This window comes from Streptomyces endocoffeicus (assembly GCF_016741935.1).
Lineage (GTDB): Bacteria > Actinomycetota > Actinomycetes > Streptomycetales > Streptomycetaceae > Streptomyces > Streptomyces endocoffeicus.
On the sequence record NZ_JAERRG010000006.1, the window covers coordinates 51,501 to 69,307 of the forward strand.

Annotated in this window: 13 protein-coding genes; 10 read left to right on the top strand and 3 right to left on the bottom strand. The window is 71.9% G+C overall.

The window, feature by feature from the left end; all coding sequences use genetic code 11:
- The first annotated feature begins 206 nt into the window (after positions 1 to 206).
- Positions 207 to 1,826 carry a helix-turn-helix domain-containing protein gene (locus JK364_RS17020; RefSeq protein WP_307841308.1) on the top strand — a complete coding sequence of 540 codons (1,620 nt, stop codon included), beginning with the start codon at positions 207 to 209 and terminating at the stop codon, positions 1,824 to 1,826.
- A gap of 179 nt (positions 1,827 to 2,005) precedes the next feature.
- Here JK364_RS17020 and JK364_RS17025 read toward each other — a convergent pair whose 3' ends face one another.
- The gene (locus JK364_RS17025) at positions 2,006 to 2,989 is read right to left on the bottom strand and encodes a DMT family transporter (protein WP_201851944.1); all 984 of its coding nucleotides are present in this window, start codon (positions 2,987 to 2,989) and stop codon (positions 2,006 to 2,008) included.
- Positions 2,990 to 3,211: 222 nt separating this feature from the next.
- Between JK364_RS17025 and JK364_RS17030 the strand changes: the two genes are divergently transcribed.
- From JK364_RS17030 to JK364_RS17050, 5 genes are all read left to right on the top strand, one after another.
- On the top strand, positions 3,212 to 4,231 hold the full coding sequence (locus JK364_RS17030) for a glutathione S-transferase family protein (RefSeq protein WP_201851945.1): 1,020 nt from the start codon (positions 3,212 to 3,214) through the stop codon (positions 4,229 to 4,231).
- 463 nt (positions 4,232 to 4,694) lie between these two features.
- Positions 4,695 to 4,913 (top strand): hypothetical protein, encoded by a 219-nt coding sequence (locus JK364_RS17035; protein WP_020874158.1) that lies wholly within the window; start codon positions 4,695 to 4,697, stop codon positions 4,911 to 4,913.
- 107 nt (positions 4,914 to 5,020) lie between these two features.
- The gene (locus JK364_RS17040) at positions 5,021 to 5,827 is read left to right on the top strand and encodes an HlyD family efflux transporter periplasmic adaptor subunit (protein WP_201851946.1); all 807 of its coding nucleotides are present in this window, start codon (positions 5,021 to 5,023) and stop codon (positions 5,825 to 5,827) included.
- The gene (locus JK364_RS17045) at positions 5,824 to 8,106 is read left to right on the top strand and encodes an NHLP family bacteriocin export ABC transporter peptidase/permease/ATPase subunit (protein WP_372461954.1); all 2,283 of its coding nucleotides are present in this window, start codon (positions 5,824 to 5,826) and stop codon (positions 8,104 to 8,106) included. Before JK364_RS17040 ends, JK364_RS17045 begins: the two co-directional genes overlap by 4 nt.
- A 1-nt stretch (position 8,107) precedes the next feature.
- Positions 8,108 to 10,978, top strand: coding sequence for an NHLP bacteriocin export ABC transporter permease/ATPase subunit (locus tag JK364_RS17050; protein ID WP_201851947.1), 2,871 nt, complete (start codon positions 8,108 to 8,110; stop codon positions 10,976 to 10,978).
- A gap of 48 nt (positions 10,979 to 11,026) precedes the next feature.
- On the opposite strand, the gene JK364_RS17055 is transcribed toward JK364_RS17050, so the two are convergent.
- Positions 11,027 to 12,601, bottom strand: a complete 1,575-nt coding sequence (locus JK364_RS17055) for an MDR family MFS transporter (protein ID WP_201851948.1) — start codon at positions 12,599 to 12,601, stop codon at positions 11,027 to 11,029.
- 161 nt (positions 12,602 to 12,762) lie between these two features.
- Between JK364_RS17055 and JK364_RS17060 the strand changes: the two genes are divergently transcribed.
- The 3 genes from JK364_RS17060 (at position 12,763) to JK364_RS17070 (ending at position 16,046) form a co-directional block, all read left to right on the top strand.
- Positions 12,763 to 13,326: a TetR/AcrR family transcriptional regulator gene (locus JK364_RS17060; RefSeq protein WP_201852227.1), complete on the top strand. Its 564-nt coding sequence runs from the start codon at positions 12,763 to 12,765 to the stop codon at positions 13,324 to 13,326.
- A 226-nt stretch (positions 13,327 to 13,552) separates the two neighbouring features.
- The gene (locus JK364_RS17065) at positions 13,553 to 15,115 is read left to right on the top strand and encodes an ArnT family glycosyltransferase (protein WP_230992118.1); all 1,563 of its coding nucleotides are present in this window, start codon (positions 13,553 to 13,555) and stop codon (positions 15,113 to 15,115) included.
- 349 nt (positions 15,116 to 15,464) lie between these two features.
- Entirely contained in the window at positions 15,465 to 16,046 is a 582-nt protein-coding gene (locus JK364_RS17070) for a CAP domain-containing protein (protein WP_201851950.1), read from the top strand.
- Position 16,047: 1 nt separating this feature from the next.
- Here the strand turns inward: JK364_RS17070 and JK364_RS17075 are convergent, their stop codons facing one another.
- Entirely contained in the window at positions 16,048 to 16,731 is a 684-nt protein-coding gene (locus JK364_RS17075) for a TetR/AcrR family transcriptional regulator (protein WP_201851951.1), read from the bottom strand.
- A 90-nt stretch (positions 16,732 to 16,821) separates the two neighbouring features.
- Here JK364_RS17075 and JK364_RS17080 point away from each other — a divergent pair, with 90 nt between their 5' ends.
- Positions 16,822 to 17,781, top strand: a complete 960-nt coding sequence (locus tag JK364_RS17080) for an NAD(P)-dependent alcohol dehydrogenase (RefSeq protein WP_201851952.1) — start codon at positions 16,822 to 16,824, stop codon at positions 17,779 to 17,781.
- Positions 17,782 to 17,807: the final 26 nt, after the last annotated feature.

Genomic DNA, 17,807 nt, shown 5'->3' on the forward strand with positions numbered 1-17,807 from the left:
CCACTGCCCCATGCAGGGCCCTGGCCTGCGCGGACACCCCCCCCGATGGGACAGACCCGCCCCGCGGAACCGGCCTGATACGTACGGCACTGTCCGAGATCCTGTGTACCGGTCAATAAAGTACGTCGGAAAAGTACGTCGGAGCGCGGATCGCCGATCGGTCCGCGCGGGATGACGTGGCGCGGGGGGTGAGGAGGAGTACGGCTGTGGAGGCACGGGCCCACACCGGGCGGCTGGACGAGCTGCTGCACGAGGTGCGGCGACAGATGGGCCGAGGGGCCGGGGCGGATCCGCGGCCGGTACTCGACTGGCTGGGCCGGCAGATCGACGCCGATGTCGCGCTGGTCGGCGGCGCGGGCGCGGTCGAGGCCTCCACCGCGCTTTTCCCGCGGCAGATCCTGCCCTCGCTCGAACCGACGCTGGCACGGCTGTCCGGCGGGCAGATGGCCGCGGCGGCCACCGAGAGCGGCGCCCTTCAGGTGCGGCTGGAGGCGCTCGGCCCGCACGCGCCACGGCCCGTGCTGGTGGTGGCGGGCACCTCGGCGCCCACCCGCGAAGCGGCGTCGCTGGTCTCGCACGCCGGGAGTCTCATCGCGCTCCTGGACCGCGCGCAGGGCGCGGACACCACCTTCCGCGGCTATCAGTCCAAGGCGCGGCAGCTGCGGTTCGCCGTCTTCAGCGCCCTGCTGGCGGGAGATCTCACCCTGGCCCGCCGGATGACCACCGGCGCCGTCCCCTCGTTGCTGGACGCCGCACGGCTGCGCGTCTATCTGCTGCACTGCCCGCCGGAGGACCGGGACCGGCTGGCGCAGACCTACCAGGACGGCTCGGGCTATCACGGCACGGGCCTGATGGTGCACTGCCCGGCCTTCAAGGAGCACCTCATCTGCCTGGTCGCGGACGGGTCCGCCGACGGATCCGACGACGGGACCGGTGGCCGGTTCGACGACGAGCCCGACACCGACCCCCGTGACTTCGGCGACGACCCCGAGGTGGCCCGCGGCCAGGGCACGGTGCTGCGCCGTCTGGTGCGGGAGAACTCGCTCTACGCGCTGGGCATCAGCAGCCCGTATCCGCTCGACGCCACGGCCGAGGCGTACGGGCAAGCCCTGCACGCCCTGGCCGCGGCGCGCCATACGCCCGAGCGGATGGCCGCCTACCTCGGCCGGACACCGCTGGTGCCCCTGCTGCCCCACACGGAGGCGGGCACCTGGGCCCGCGCCCTGTTGCGGCCACTGGGGTCCACCCCGAGAGCCACCCTGGACATCACCCGGCTCGCCGTCACCTTCCCCCGGTCGGCGGTGGCCCGGCTGTTGGACATCAGCCGCAACACCGTGTCCCACCACCTCAGCCGGGTGGAGGCCACCCTCGGCCTTGACCTGGGCGACGTACGCACCCGGGCCGCCCTCGACCTGGCCTTCTGCCTGACCGGAGGGCAGCCGGACGGCGGCTTCGGCCCCGAGGGCGGCTTCGGCTCCACGGGTGGGTTCGGCTCCACAGGTGGCTTCGGGGCCCGGGGCGGGCGGCCGGTGCCCACCCTGGACGAGTTGTTCCGCACCGGGCCCGCCCACGCCTGGGCGCGGGAGTTCCTCCGTCCGCTCCAGGACACCCGGGGCCGCGATCTGCACACCACCCTGAGCGCCTGGATCGACGCGAACACCGATGCCCAGCGGACCGCCCGCCATGTCGGTCTCAGCCGGAACACCGTCAGGGCCCATCTGCGAGCCGCCGAACACCTGCTCAGCCGGGATCTGCTCACCACCGGCTCCGGGATCCACGACCTGGTGCACGCCCTGCACATCACCGGGCTCCACCCGGCGGACTGACTGCGCACCGTGCACATGTCGCGGGCGGGCGATGCGCACCGTGCACCGTTGCCCGCCCGCGTGATCGGCTTTAGCGTCGCTCTTGCCGCACCGCGCGGGAAACGAAGCCCCGCCTCCCAGCGTGGCGGGCGGTCTGTATCACCACGAGGGGAGTGATGCAGACCGGCGCCGTACGGTGCTCACAGCTCCGAGGGCTTCTTTCCCGCGGTGGGCGCGGTGCGCGCTCGGGGACGTGCCGGTACACGTCCCCGAGCGACGGCGAGCACCGCACCCGACAGCAGCACCAGGGCGCCCAGGGCCTGGAGACCGCCGAAGGACTCGCCCAAGAAGACCATGGAGCACACGGTGTTGACCACCGGGACCATGAACATCATCAAGGACGCGGACGCCGGGCCCACCGCACCCACGCCCCGGTAGTACAGGAGATTGGCCACGGCGGCCGGGCCGATGGCGAGGAACACCACGTTCAGCCAGAGGCCGGCCGGCAGCCCGTCCCAGCGCACCTCGCCGAGGTCGGGCGCGGCGAGCGCCCCCAGCAGCACCGCCCCCGCACACGTCGCGTACGTCGTGGCGCGCAGCGGGTCGATCCCGGCCAGCACCCGGGGCCCGATGAGCGTGTACGCGGCCCAGCACACCGCACTGAGCAGATACAGCAGATCGCCCGAGAGCCGGGTGGTGCCGCCGTGTGCGCTGCCGCCCGCGCCGAAGAAGAACACCACCGCCCCGGCGAGCCCGAGGGCGAGCCCCGCCAGCCGCCCCCCGGAGGCCCGTTCACGGCCGGTGACCAGGAGGAAGGCGCTGGTCAGGACCGGGCTGAGGACGGGGATGACGATGCCCGCGTCGAGCGAGGGCGCCAGCGACAGCCCCCAGAAGAAGAAGCCGTTGTAGGCGAAGACCCCCAGGACGCCCGCGAGCGCCGCGCGCCGCCCGCCGCCACGCGCGGCAGCCGGGGTGGCCGCGGCAGCCGGGGCGGCCGCCGGTTTGCCGAAGACCGCCACCGCCGCCAGCAGGGCGACCGCCCCGCCGCCGAAGCGCAGCAGCGCCGCCACGGTGTGCGGCAGCTGGGCCACCACCGACTTGGAGCTGGAGAAGGCGCTGCCCCACAGCAGCATGGTGACCGTGAGCAGGACGTACGGGCTCTTCCATCCCTTGTCTTCAGGCATGCCCCGACCCTGGCCCGTGGCCTCGCCCCCGGTCTTGAACGCTGGTGCGCCGCCCCGGCGCCACGCGTTCCGTATCGCCACCCTGTCCGTTCCGTGAGGAATACCCCTTCCCGGGATGTGGAACCGGGTAGGTATCACCCGTGGCGCCAGAGCCCCGGCAGTCGACCCGTGATCCGGACCGTCCACGACGGTTCCCGCTTCGGAAGGTGGTAGGTGGTCCCGTTGAACACCGCTGACCAGGAGACACCCCGCGAGCGCAAGGAGTTCCGCCGCTCCCTGCCGCACTTCGCCGACCGGATCACCGCCGACGGCCGGGACGGCTGGCCGGTGGAGGCCGGGCGCTATCGGCTGGTGGTCAGCCGGGCCTGCCCCTGGGCGAGCCGTGCGCTGGTCTCACGGCGGCTGCTCGGCCTGGAGCCGGCCCTGTCAGTGGCCATCACCGACCCCATCCAGGACGAGCGCAGCTGGCGCTTCACCCTGGATCCGGGGGACCGGGACCCGGTCTTGGGCATCGGGTTCCTCAGCGAGGCGTACGACGCCCGCGAGAGGGGATATCCGGGCGGGGTGAGCGTGCCCGCGGTGGTGGACGTCCCCAGTGGCCAACTGGTCACCAACGACTACCACCGGATCACCCTGGACCTCGCCACCGAGTGGACCGCCCTCCATCGTGAGGGCGCCCCGGATCTGTACCCCGAGGAGCACCGCGACGAGATCGACGACGTGGCGGAGGACATCTACCGCGATGTGAACAACGGTGTGTACCGCGCGGGCTTCGCCGAGCACCAGCACAGTTACGACGACGCCTACCGGCGGCTCTTCGCCCGCCTCGACGAGCTGTCCGGGCGGCTGGCCACGCGGCGCTATCTGGTCGGCGACACCATCACCGAGGCCGATATCCGGCTGTTCACCACGCTGGTCCGGTTCGACGCCGTGTACCACGGCCACTTCAAGTGCAACCGCAACAAGCTCAGCGAGGACCCGGTGCTGTGGGGGTATGTCCGTGATCTCTTCCAGACGCCGGGATTCGGGGACACCGTCGACTTCGACCACATCAAGCGCCACTACTACCAGGTGCACACCAACATCAACCCCCGCCGCATCGTTCCGCTCGGCCCCGACCTCTCCGGATGGCTGACACCGCATCACCGCGAGGAGCTGGGCGGGCGCCCGTTCGGCGACGGCACCGCACCCGGGCCGGTGCCGGACGGCGAGGTGGTGCCGGAGGAGGGCCGGGTGGCTTGAAGTCGCACATGTCGCATTCCCGTGCCGCCCATGCGCCGCACGTCACTTCGTTCGCCCGGTCTTCAAGTGATCGGCACACCTGTTACACACATGCCATGTGTGCGCCCCGGCTCGTACGCCATCTCGGCCCCGGCCGTGGTGGCCAGGCCCGACATGACGCGCGTCACCTCGCACAAGGGACATGATGCCGGGCGAGCTCGGTGACCTTTCTGTGACGGAAAAGCGCCCATGAGGTGCGCACTTGTGCCGGTCGTGTAATCGGAAAGTGGCGGAATGCCCGGTTCCGGACTTGGCTGATTCGCAGCGTGGCGAGCCCCGTGGTTACATCCCATTCCGCGCTCGGCATCCACGGATCCCCGGTTCCTTCCGGAGCCCCGTGACCATGCCGCGGGAGCCGATTCCCCTCGGCCCCCAAGCGCTGCTTGCAAGCTCAATGAGACAGTCACCCAAGGGAGACGCAACAATGAACAACGCGCCCAAGGTCGCCACCCAGGAGATCTCCGACGCCGAGCTGGACAACGTGGCCGGTGGCATCGGCAACCCGGTGGGCGACGTCCTCGGCACCGTCGACTCCGTCACCGGCCCGGTGACCGGCGCCCTCGGCACCGTCACCGGCACGGTTGACGGTGTCACCGGCCTGAACACCACCGGCATCGTCGGTGGGGTCGTCGGCAGCCTCTGAGGCTGACAGACCGCCTTCCCTGTGCCCCGGGCCTGCCTGGTCCGGGGCACTCGGCGGTCCACGGCGCCCTTTTCGATCACTCCCTTCGCGGCTGAGGAAAGACTCTCGTGCAGTTCCGCCAGCAGGCCCTCTCCAAGGCGCAGTCGGCAGAGGACATCGACCTGCCGGTGCGCTACGCCCGTCCCCAGGGATGGCTGGCGCTCGCGGTCACGGTGGTGGTCATGGCCGGGGCCGCCGTATGGGCCGTCACCGGCACCGTGTCCAACACCCTCGACGCCACCGGGATCCTCACCCACGGACAGGGCAGCTATGTGCTGCAGAGCCCGATCGCGGGCCAGGTGACCTCCGTCCTCGCGCAGGAGGGCAGCACCCTCCCGGCGGGCGCACCGCTGCTGAAGGTCCGCACCACCGGTGGCACCACCGTCGTGCGCACCATCGCCGCCGGCCGCCTCACCACCCTCTCCGCCTCGATCGGCTCCGTGCTGAACACCGGCGCGAACGTGGCCTCCGTGGAGCGGGTCCGCCGCTCCGACGACCCGCTGATGGCGACCCTGTACGTCCCCGCGGACCGGGCGGCCTCGGTGCGGGTGGGCGCGTCGGTCGACCTCAGTGTGCAGTCCGCGCCCACGCAGACCTACGGTGTGCTCCGCGGCGAGGTGCGGGCCATCGGCCGGACCGCCCAGTCCAGCCAGCAGATCGGCGCCTACCTCGGCAGTGAGCAGCTCGGCGAGGAGTTCTCCAAGCACGGCCCGCCGGTCGCCGTCCAGGTACGCCTCGACCGCGAGCGCGGCACCCGCTCCGGCTACCGCTGGTCGTCCCCCGAAGGCCCGCCGTTCGCCCTCGGCTCCATGACCCTGACCGACGGCACCGTCCACCTGGACGCCCAGCACCCCATCGATTGGCTGCTCCCGTGACCGCGACGAACGAGGCCGGACCGCCCCGGCCCGCACCCGCCGGAAGCAGCGGGGCACGCCGCCCCCAGCCGGCCCGCGGCCGGCGGCGCGCCCCGCGTGGCGGAGCCGGGCCGAGGAAGCCCCGGCGCCGTACCGTACGCACCCCCACCGTGCTCCAGATGGAGGCCCTGGAGTGCGGTGCGGCGTCGCTCGCCATGGTGCTCGGACACTACGGGCGCCATGTGCCGCTGGAGGAGCTGCGGATCGCCTGCGGTGTCTCCCGGGACGGCTCGCGCGCCAGCAATCTGCTCAAGGCGGCCCGGAGCTACGGTCTGCGCGCCAAGGGCATGCAGATGGAGCTCGAGGCCCTCGTGGAGGTCCAGGCCCCGGCCATCCTGTTCTGGGAGTTCAACCACTACGTCGTCTACGACGGCATGGGGCGGCGGTTCGGCAAGCGCGGCGTCCACATCAACGACCCCGACAAGGGGCGCCGCTTCGTCCCCATCGAGGAGTTCGACACCAGCTTCACCGGTGTGGTCCTGGTCTTCGAACCCGAGGAGTCCTTCCGCCGCGGCGGGCGCCGCCCCGGGGTGCTGGGCGCCCTGCCGTCGCGCATGCGCGGCACCACCGGCACCTTGCTGGCCTCGCTGCTGGCCAGTCTGCTGCTGGTGGCGGTGGGGGCCGCGGTCCCGGCGCTCAGCCGCACCTTCATCGACACCTTCCTGATCGCCGGCCAGGACTCGACGCTTCAGCCGCTGTTCGCGTCCATGGCCGTGGCGGTGGTCCTCACCGCCCTGCTGACCGGTGTCCAGCAGGCGAACCTGCTGCGCGGGCGCATCATCTCCTCGACCCTCAGCAGCGCGCGGTTCCTGCGCCATCTGCTGCGGCTGCCCGTCACCTTCTTCGCCCAGCGCAGCCCGGCCGACCTGGTCCAGCGGCTGCGCTCCAACGACACCGTCGCCGAGACGCTCGCCCGCGATCTGGCCGCCGCGGCCGTCGACGGGGTCGTCGTGGTGCTCTACGCCGTGCTGCTGTGGACCTACGACCCCCAACTCACCGGCGTCGGCGTCGGGTTGGCGCTGCTCAACGTGGTGGCGATCCGGGTGGTGGTGCGGCTGCGGGCCACCAGGACCCAGAAGCTGCGGGCCGACACCGCGCGGCTGACCACCACCTCGTACACCGGTCTCCAGCTCATCGAGACGGTGAAGGCCACCGGTGGCGAGGCCGGCTACTTCCGCCGCTGGGCCGGTCAGCACGCCATCACCCTGGAGGAGCAGCAGCGCCTCGGCGTGCCGAGCTCCGTACTGGCCGTGGTCGCCCCCACCCTCGCCACGCTCAACAGCGCTCTCATCCTCTGGATCGGCGGGCTGCGGGCCGTCGAGGGTCATATCTCCATCGGTCTGCTGGTGGCCTTCCAGGCGCTGGTGACCCGCTTCACCGCGCCCATCACCCGGCTCAACGGAGTGGCCGGGCGCATCCAGGACTTCTCCGCCGACGTGGCCCGGCTCAAGGACGTGGAGAACTTCCCGGTGGACTCCCTCTACACCCGCGACGAGCCGAGCGAGGACACCCGCCGGCTGACCGGGCAGGTGACCCTGGAGAACATCACCTTCGGCTACAACCCGCTGGACGAGCCGCTGCTGCGCGACTTCTCGCTGTTCGTCGGGCCCGGCCGGCAGGTGGCGCTGGTCGGCGCCTCCGGCAGCGGCAAGTCCACCGTCTCCCGGCTCGTCTCCGGCCTCTACACCCCCTGGGAGGGGGTCATCCGCATCGACGGACAGCGCCTGGAGGACATCCCCCGCGGCGCCCTGGCCGCCTCCGTCTCCTTCGTGGACCAGGAGATCTTCCTCTTCGAGGGGACGGTGCGGGACAACGTGGCGCTGTGGGACCCGTCGATCCCGGACGAGGCGGTGGTGGAGGCCCTGCGGGACGCCGCGCTCTACGACGATGTGATCGCACGGCGCCCGGAGGGGATCCACTGCCGGGTGGAGCAGGACGGCCGCAACTTCTCCGGCGGCCAGCGGCAGCGGCTGGAGATCGCCCGCGCCCTGGTGCGCCGCCCCAGCGTGCTGGTGCTCGACGAGGTCACCAGCGCCCTGGACGCGCGGACCGAGCAGCTCGTCATGGACAACCTGCGCCGCCGCGGCTGTGCGTGTGTGGTGATCGCCCACCGGCTCAGCACCGTGCGGGACAGCGACGAGATCCTCGTCCTGAACCGCGGCACGGTCGTCGAACGCGGCCGGCACGAGGACCTCGCCGCCGCCGGAGGCCCGTACGCCGAGCTGATGAAGGAGCACTGACATGGCGTCCGTTCACCCGGCCGCGGCGGTGGCCGCGGACGGCGGCGACGCGGTGGTCCAGGCGCTGGGCGCGCTCGGCACGCCCGTCGACTGCGCCGGGCTGCGCAGCCTCCCGCTGGAGGGCCCGCAGGTGCTCTGGCTCGTCGTCGGCGGCGCCCTGGACCTGTTCGCGGTCGACGCCGCCGAGGAGGGGCAGTGGCACTTCCTCGGCCGCCTGGAGACGGGCGCGGCGCTCCCCGGCCCGGTCGAGGGGCCGCGCCACACCCTGCTGGGCAGGCCCTCGCAGGACTGCCTGGTGCGCCGCATCCCGCTGCGCGAGCTGTACCGCCCGGAGGCCTACGACACGTACGGCGCGGGCCAGTCCGGCGATCCGTACGCCACGTACGGCGGCGGATTCCAGGACACCCCGCCCACCCCGCTGGAGCACGCCGTGGCGCTCGGGGTGAGCCGCAGCCTCGGCGTCCTCTTCCAGGCCCCGCTGGACGGCGGGGCCGCGCCCGACGCGGAGGCGGCCGACGAGGACCTGCTCTGGCTTCCGGTGCCGCCCGGCAGTGTGCGCTACGGCGCGGAGTACAGCGCCCAGGCCGCCGGTGACCTGCTGATCGACGGCGCGTTGTGGCAGCGGATGGTCAACCAGCAGTACCGCCTCGGCACCGCCGTGGACCGCTGGATCGAGACCATGGAGCGGGCCCACGCCGACCGCACGGCGGCCGGTATCCGGGCCGGTGAGGCCGTGCGCACCCGCGCCGACCAGGCGCTGATCGCCTCCATCGGAGGGCCCCGGCGGGACCGGCGGCCGTCGGAGGAGAGCACCGACGACGCCGTGCACGCGGTGTGCCGCGCCGTGGCGGAGGCCGCCGGGATCACCCTGCCCGACCCGCCGAGGGGCCGCGCCACCGACGACCGTACGGACCCGGTGGAGCGCATCGCCGCCCACGCCCGGATCCGCACCCGCGCCGTCCGTCTTGAGGGCCAGTGGTGGCGGGACGATGCCGGACCGCTGGTGGGCTACCGCGCCAAGTCCGGGGCCCCGGTGGCGCTGCTGTGGCGGCGCGGCCGGTACGAGGCGGTCAACCCCGCCTCCGGTCTGCGGATCCGGGTGAGCGGCGGCAACGCGGCGGAGTTCGAGCCGCGGGGTGTGATGTTCTACCGTCCGCTGCCCGACCGGCCGATGACGATGTGGCGGCTGATGCGCTTCAGCGTGCGCGGCGCCGCCGGGGACGTCCGCAACCTCCTGATCAGCGGGCTGGTGACGGTGGCGCTCGGCGCGCTGGTGCCGCTCGCCACCGGCCAGGTGCTGGGCGGCTTCGTGCCCCGCGCCGAGAAGAGCCCCATCGTCCAGATCTCCCTGGCCCTGATCGTCGCCGGCGTCGTGGCGGCCGCCTTCATGCTGCTGCAGAACCTGACCCTGCTGCGTCTTGAGGGGCGGCTGGAGTCCACCCTCCAGCCCGCGGTGTGGGACCGGCTGCTGCGGCTGCCCACCACCTTCTTCGCCCAGCGCTCCACCGGAGAGCTGGCCAGTGCGGCACTCGGCATCAGCACCATGCGCCGGGTGATGTCCGGGATCGCCCCGACGGTCCTCCAGGCCGGGACCATGGGCGTGATGAACCTCGCCCTGCTGCTGTACTACAGCGCCTCCCTGGCGCTCGCGGTGATCGCCGTACTGCTGGTGGTCTCCGGGGTCTTCCTCGGCATGGGGCTGTGGCAGGTGCGCTGGCAGCGACGGCTGGTGGAGAACGAGAACAAGCTCAACAACCAGGCGTTCCAGACCCTGCGCGGTCTGCCCAAGCTGCGGGTCGCCGCGGCCGAGAACTTCGCCTACGCGGCCTGGGCCCGCGGCTTCGCCCACTCCCGTGATCTGCACCAGCGCACCGGGCGCATCAAGAACCTCACCCAGGTGCTGGACTCCGTCTACCTCCCGCTGGTGTCCCTCGGCGTGTTCATGCTGCTGGCCGGTCCGGCGCGGGGGAGCATGTCGGCGGGCGCCTTCCTGACCTTCAACACCTCCGTGACCATGCTGCTCACCTCCCTCACGCAGCTCACCAACTCCCTGGTCTCGGTGGTCGCGGTCCTGCCCATGTTCGAGCAGGTCAAGCCGATCCTGGACGAGCCGCCCGAGGTGCGCGGCGGCAGCGCCCAGCCGGGGCGGCTCTCCGGTGACCTCCGGGCCAGAAGCCTCACCTTCCGGTACGGCGACGACGGGCCGCTGGTGCTCGACGATGTCTCGCTGGAGATCCGGCCCGGCGAGTTCGTGGCCGTCGTCGGCCCGAGCGGTTGCGGCAAGTCGACCCTGCTGCGGTTGCTCATCGGCTTCGAACGGCCGGTGTCCGGCAGTGTGCTCTACGACGGCCAGGACCTCGCCGCCCTCGACCAGGCGGCCGTGCGCCGCCAGTGCGGGGTGGTCCTCCAGAACGCCCAGCCCCTGGGCGGTACGATCCTCGACTGCGTCCGCGGCGCCGAGCCGTACACCCCCGAGGAGGCCATGGAGGCCGCCGAACTGGCGGGTCTGGCCGAGGACATCCGGCAGATGCCCATGGGGCTCCAGACCATGATCTCCGGCAGCGGCGCCATCTCCGGCGGCCAGCGGCAGCGGCTGATGATCGCCCAGGCGCTCATCCGCCGTCCTCGCATCCTCTTCTTCGACGAGGCCACCAGCGCCCTGGACAACGAGACCCAGCGCATCGTCATCGACAGCACCCGCCGGCTCAACGCCAGCCGACTGGTGATCGCACACCGGCTGTCGACCGTCATGGACGCCGACCGCGTACTGGTCATGGAGGACGGCCGGATCGTGGAGCAGGGCGCCCCGGCCGAGCTGATGGCCATCCCGGGCGGCAAGCTGCACGAACTGGTGCGGCGCCAGACGCTCTAGCGCGGCGCCGCTCGGCGAGTTCCATGGGGCGTCGGGGTGGTCGCGGTGCTACGGGGCGGCCGGGGTGGTGGACTCCTCGGCCTCCTCGGCCTTCTGCGGCTGGGCCACCGGGCCCGGCCTGCCTCGCAGCGGGACCTCCTGGACACACAGGGCGGCGATGAAGGCCACGGTGCACACGACGGCCGCGGTCAGGAAGATCCGCTGGGTGCCGGTGGCCACCGCGTGGAGATAGCCGTCCCTGACGGACTCCGGCAGCCGGGCCAGCGCCGCCGGATCGGGCCGGACCTCGCCCGTCTCCGCCCCGGCGGGCGCGTGGCCCCGTACGGCACCGGTGAACAGCGAACCGAAGACCGCCACGCCCAGGGAGCCGCCGATGGTGCGGAAGAGGGTGACCGACGCCGAGGCGGCCCCCATGTCGCGCAGTTCCACGCTGTTCTGCGCGATGGTGGTGACCATCAGCATCTGGCAGCCCATGCCCGTGCCCACCAGGGCCATGAACCACCCGGTGGCCGCGCGGGAGGTCGTGGTGTCCATGGTGGCCAGCAGGAACAGTCCGACGGCCATGCAGACCGTGCCCACGATGGGGAAGATCTTGTATCGGCCGGTGGCGGACATGACCTTGCCGCCGACCTGGGACATGACCACCACGGGGATCATCAGGGGGAGCAGCAGCAGACCGGAGCGGGAGGCGGAGACGCCCTGGACGGTCTGCTGGTACAGCGGCAGATACAGCGAGCAGCCGAACATCACCACCCCGCCCACCAGGATCAGCGCGGACGCCAGGGGGAAGTTGCGGTGTCCGGTGAAGATGCGCAGCGGCATGAGCGGTTCGGCCGCGCGCCGCTGCCGGGCCACGAAGGCGGCCACGCCCACCGCGGCCAGAGTGAACAGACCCAGGATCTGCCATGAGGTCCACGCGTAGGTGGAGCCGGCCCAGGTGGCGGCCAGGGTGAGGGCGCACACGGTCGTCGTCATCACGGTGATGCCCGGCCAGTCGATACGGGCCTTGGTGCGGGTGGCGGGCAGCCGCAGCGTCAGCTGACACCAGACCAGGGTGAGGACGCCGAGCGGCAGATTGATGAAGAAGGCCCAGCGCCAGCCGAGGTGGCCGGTGACGAAGCCGCCGAGCAGCGGGCCGCCGATGGTTCCGATGGCCATGATGGAGGCGGTCATGCCCTGGTAGCGGCCCCGCTCCCGGGGCGGCGCCAGCGAGGCGATCAGGGCGAAGGCACCGGCGCCGATACCGCCCGCGCCCAGACCCTGCAGCGCCCGGAAGACGATCAGCTGGGTCATCGTGTGGGCCGCGCCGGACAGCGCCGAGCCGAGCACGAAGACGACGACGGCGATCAGATACATGTGCTTGCGGCCGTACAGATCGCCGAACTTGCCCCAGACGGGGGTGGAGGCGGCGGTGGCCAGGGTGTAGGCGGTCACTACCCAGGAGATGTGCTCCAGGCCGCCGAGATCGCCGACGATCGTCGGCATCGCGGTGCCGACGATCGTGGAGTCGAGCATCGACAGCAGCATCGCGAGCAGCACACCGAGCAGGGCCGGACGGACGCTTTTCGGGGTGTTCTCCGGCGGGGCGGGACTGCCGGACGGCGGTGCGTCGGATACGGACATGGCGGATCACTTCCTTCTCAACGCGCTCGGCGCGGGGTTCCGAAAGACGGGAGCCGAAAGGGCGGGACGCGAACAGAAGAGCACACCGACTAAAAAAGTGCAACGACTCAACTTTTCTATTCGGTCCACATGCGGCTAGAGTGGTCCCCGTGAACGAGACGATGGGGCGCCGTGAGCGCAAGAAGGCCGCCACCCGCCAGGCGCTGGCGGACGCGGCCCTGAGGCTGTTCCTCGACCGCGGCTTCGACCAGGTGAGCGTGCGGGACATCGCGGAGGCCGCCGACGTCTCCACCACCACGGTCTTCAAGCACTTCCCCAGCAAGGAGGCCCTGCTCTTCGACCTGGACTCCGACCGGGAAGCCGCCCTCATAGCCGTCGTGCGCGACCGGCCCGAGGGGATGTCCATCCCCCGGGCCCTGCGCGAGCACACGCTGCGGATGCACTCCGACGGTGCGGGCGACCCCCAGTTGGCGCGGTTCGTCGAACTGACGGAGAGCACCCCGGCGCTGCGGGAGTACGGCCGCCGCATGTGGATGCGCCACGAGGCCGCTCTCGCCGCCGCCGTCGCCGAGGCCACCGGCGCCCCCGAGGACGACCCGGGATGTGCGGCGCTCGCCCACTTCGCGCTGGAGACCGTCAGCTTCGCCCGGGGCCGGGCCGACGCCCGGCAGGCCGTCGAGGCCGCCTTCGCCCTCCTCGAACACGGCTGGCCCGCGGCCGGTTAGCGATGCCCACCGCGGCGTCCGGGCCGGTTTGCGGACTTGGCGCAAGTTTCGGGCGGCTGCCGGATGCGGGGGCACGAGGGCGTTAGCGTCTGTCGCTATGCGGTGGGCCGGTGTGATCGACAGCGTGACCAGGACCGTCGGCGGGTCGAAGGGCCGGTGGCCGGCGGCGTCGGCGCGGCATCGGCGGTGGCTGGTGGTGGCCGCCGTCGCGGCGCTCCTCGTCCAGATGGCATTCGCGATGGTCACCACGGCGGTGGAGCAGACGCCGACCATCGACGAGCCGGTGTACGTCGGCGCTGCGGTGGACTCCCTGCACCATCACCGGGTGCGCTACAACCCCGAACACCCCCCGCTGGGCAAGCTCATCGTCGCGACGGGGGTGGCGTTCGCCCGGCCGCACCTCGACGCCGGTTTCACCGGTGACCAGACGGCGCTCGGGCGGCATGTGCTGTACGAGGCGGGTAACGACCCCTGGCGGCTGATGCTGTGCGCACGGCTGCCGATGATCGCGCTGACGCTGCTGTTCGGGCTGGTGGTGTTCGCGTTCGCCCGCGAACTGACCGGCCCCGTGGGCGGGGCGGTGGCCCTCGCGCTGTACACCTTCTCGCCGGATGTCATCGCGCACGGCTCGCTCGCCACACTCGACGTACCGGCGGCCGGTTTCCTGCTCACATCGGTCTGGCTGCTGTGGCGGGCGCGGCGGCGGCCGCGATGGCACCTTCCACTCGCCGGGGTGGCGCTCGGCGCCGCCCTCGCCACGAAGATGAGCATGCTGGCAGCGGTCCCGGTGCTGCTGCTCCTGACCGTGCTCTCGGTCTGGTACGCCCGCCGCACCCACCACCGCACACCGCGCGACCAAGTGCGGTCGCTCGGCATCGGAGTGGCGGCGGCGGTGGCCATGGCGCTGATCGCGGTGGCCGTGGTGTGGGCCGCCTACCTCCTGGTCGACCCCCGGCTGCGCTGGACGCCCACCGGGCCGGTGCCCGCCGTCCGGGGCTTGCGCGGGCTCGCCGTCCACTGGCTGCCGCTGCCGGAGGCGTACCGCGACGGGATGCGCATCCAGTTCGGCTTCGAGCAGGACACCTGGCATGGGTTTCTGCTCGGCCGCCGCTACCTCGGGTCGCTGTGGTACTACCTGCCGGTCGCGCTGCTGGTGAAGACGCCCCTGGGCATGCTGGCGCTCTGGTCGGCCGGGGCGGTCACGGTGCTGGTGGTGCCCCGGCTGCGGCCCGCCGCGCCGTATGTGCTCGTCCCCGCGGCCGTGCTGCTGCTCGCCGCCCTGGACGGGGCCCGCAACCTCGGGGTGCGGTACGCCATCTTCCTGCCGATGTTCCTGGCGGTCGCGGCGGCCGGGTTGATGGCCGTGCGGCGGCGATGGGCGTACGGGGTCACGCTGGCGCTGGTGCTGTTCGTCGCGGTCAGCTCGCTGCGGACGTATCCGTACTACCTGCCGTACTCCAACGAGGCGTTCGGCGGTCCGTCCCGGACCCATCTGCGGCTGCACGACTCGAACGTCGACTGGGGGCAGGACCTGGGGCGGCTGGCCGACCGCCTCCGGGAGCGCTACCGGGGCGAGCGGATCTGGCTCGTCTACAAGGGCAGCGGTGTGCCGTCCGCCTACGGCATCCACGCCTCCGACCCACGCCGGGCCGCCCCGGAGGAGGTGCGCGGGCTGCTGGTGGTCTCGGACTCCTCGATCGCCCAGGCCACCGGACGGCTGGCGGCGCTGATCGACGGCAGCCGTCCGATTGACGAGGTCGGCCATTCGATCACCATCTACCGCCGCTGACCGCCCACCGCCATGTCATGACATCTCTCACACAGGGCGCCGGAGTAAAGGGGGCGTAGCGGCGCATATCGACTAGGCGGCATAGTGGGTTTTGTCTGTCCTGTCGGACATGGTGGATTCTGCGTCGCCCCGGCCCCGGCACTTCGGGCCCGCCACCCACTCGCCTGGTTGCCAGGATTTCTGATGGCGTGTCGGGCCACCGCGGCCTTCCCCGGAACCCGCTCAGCATGACTCTCCGCTGAGCGCAAGTTCCGTCCTCACTACGAACCCGTGTCGTACGAACACGTGTGTTGCCCGAGTGGCGGACGGCTCCAAGAATGACGGGCCTCAACCGAGTGTGAGGTCCCGAATGAGCAAGCACCGCAGCAGCACGACGCACCGCCGCAAGATAGCCATCGCCACGCTCGCCGTGGCCGCCGTGGGTGTTCCCTCGGCCGCGATGGCATCGCAGTACACCGCCCCCGCGCGCTCCCACTTCGCCCCCGCGCGCTCCCACTCCGCCACCCCCACGGGCTCCCCCTCCGCCCCCTCCACGGGCTCCCCCTCCGCGGCCGCCACCGACCAGCAGGAAGTGGTGGACCTGGTCAACAGCGAGCGCGGCAAGGCCGGTTGTCAGCCGCTGACCGTGAACGCGAAGCTGACCAAGGCCGCCCAGGACCACAGCGAGGACATGGCGGCCCACCGCAATATGTCGCACACCGGCTCCGACGGCTCCTCCCCGGGTGACCGGATCGAGCGCGCGGGCTACTCCTGGCGCGCCTACGGCGAGAACGTGGCCTACGGCTATGACTCGCCCAAGAGCGTCATGGCGGGCTGGATGAACAGCTCCGGCCACAAGGCCAACATCCTGAACTGCGACTTCAAGGAGATCGGCGTCGGCCTGGCGCAGCCCGGCAACTACTGGACGCAGGACTTCGGCACCGCCCGATAGCTCATCCCTCGGCTGTCCGGGGCAACCGGCCCAGCCCCAGCGGGGCGGGTGGCGGGAGGGGGCGGGCCGGTTCGGCCCGCCCCGCCTCGAAGGACCGCAGGAGGTGGGCGACCAGCCGCCGGGACGCGGCCGGTGCGGTCGCGGCGTCGCCGATGACACCTTTGTTGGCCAGGAAGACGAGGCTCAGGTCGGACACGTCGAAGTCCTCGCGCAGCCGCCCCGCCGCCTTGGCGCGCCGGACCACCTCGGCGAAGCCCTCTTCGATCCGCAGTCGCTCCCGCTCGAAGCCGACCGTGTCGGGGAGCGACAACAGCAAGGCGTCGTTGAACTCCCGGTCCTGCGCCTGCGAAGCACACACCGTCTCGATGGTCCGGCGGAAGGCCCGCCATGCGTCGTCGTCGGCCAGGGCGTCGTCGACGATCGTCGCACAGGTGGCGAACTCGTCCGAGAACACCTCCCTGACCAGCGCCTCCCGGGTGGGGAAGCGCCGGTACAGCGTGGCCACCCCGACCCCGGCATGACGGGCGATGGTGGCCATCGGCACATCGAGCCCACGCGAGACGAAGAGCACCCGGGCCGCATCGAGGACACGTCGGCGGTTGGACGCCGCGTCGGACCGCAACCCCGGACTTCCGGTGTCCCGGTCATCGGTGGCGGGCGCTATATGAGAGGCGTGAGCGGGCATGTTTCTCACCTTACGCCGACCGGGCGGTTTTCCCCTTTGCGCGCATTAGCGTGGCGGCAACCCCGATGTGCGAAAGGGACGATGAGGGCGATGAGCGAGATGCGCGCGGCGCGGTACGACCGGTTCGGACCTCCCGAGGTGCTGTACGAGGGCACCGTGCCGAAGCCGGTGGCCGGTCCGGACGAGGTGCTGGTGCGGGTGCACGCCACGAGCGTGAACGGTGGCGAGCTCTCGGGCCGGGCGGGCAAGCTGAAGCTGGTGACCGGGCGGAAGTTCCCCCAGGGTACCGGTGTCGACATCACCGGGGAGATCGCCGAGGTGGGCTCCTCCGTGGGCCATCTCGCGGTGGGCGACCTGGTGTGGGGGGCGACGCCGCGCGGGACGTTCGGGGCGGCCGCCGAGTACGTGGCCGTCCGGCCACGTCAGCTCTCCGTCGCGCCCGAGGGTATCGATCTGGTCCGGGCCGCGGCCCTGCCCATCGTCGGCACCACGGCCATCACGGCGCTGCGCGACAAGATCGGCCTGCGGGGCGGCGAGCGGCTGCTGGTGCGCGGGGCGGCCGGCGGTGTCGGCAGCGTCGCCGTGCAGCTCGGACACGCGCTCGGCGCCCATGTCACCGCGCTCGCCGGAGCGAAGGCGCTCGACCTGGTCCGGGAGCTCGGAGCCGATGAGGCGCATGACTACCGGACCACCGGGCCGACCGCCCTCGGTCCCTTCGACGCCGTACTGGACGCAGTGGGCACCGGGCTCGCCGCGTACCGCGGGCTGCTGTCGCCCGGCGGCCGCATGGTGTCCATCGCCTTCGACGCAGACCGTCCGCTGTCCGCGCTGGGCTCTATCCTCGTCTCCACCCTGCACGGCTCACGGCGGGTGCGGGCCTTCTCCGGCAATCCCACGCATCAGCTTTTCGCCGACCTCGCCGCGTATGTGGAGAACGGGGCGATCCGGCCGGTCGTCGACACCGTGCATCCGCTCTCCGGTATCGGAGAGGCCCATCGCGCCTTGGAAGCCGGCGGTGTCCGCGGCAAACACGTCATCCAGGTGAAATGAGGTCATAAAACAGAGAAACGCCCCGG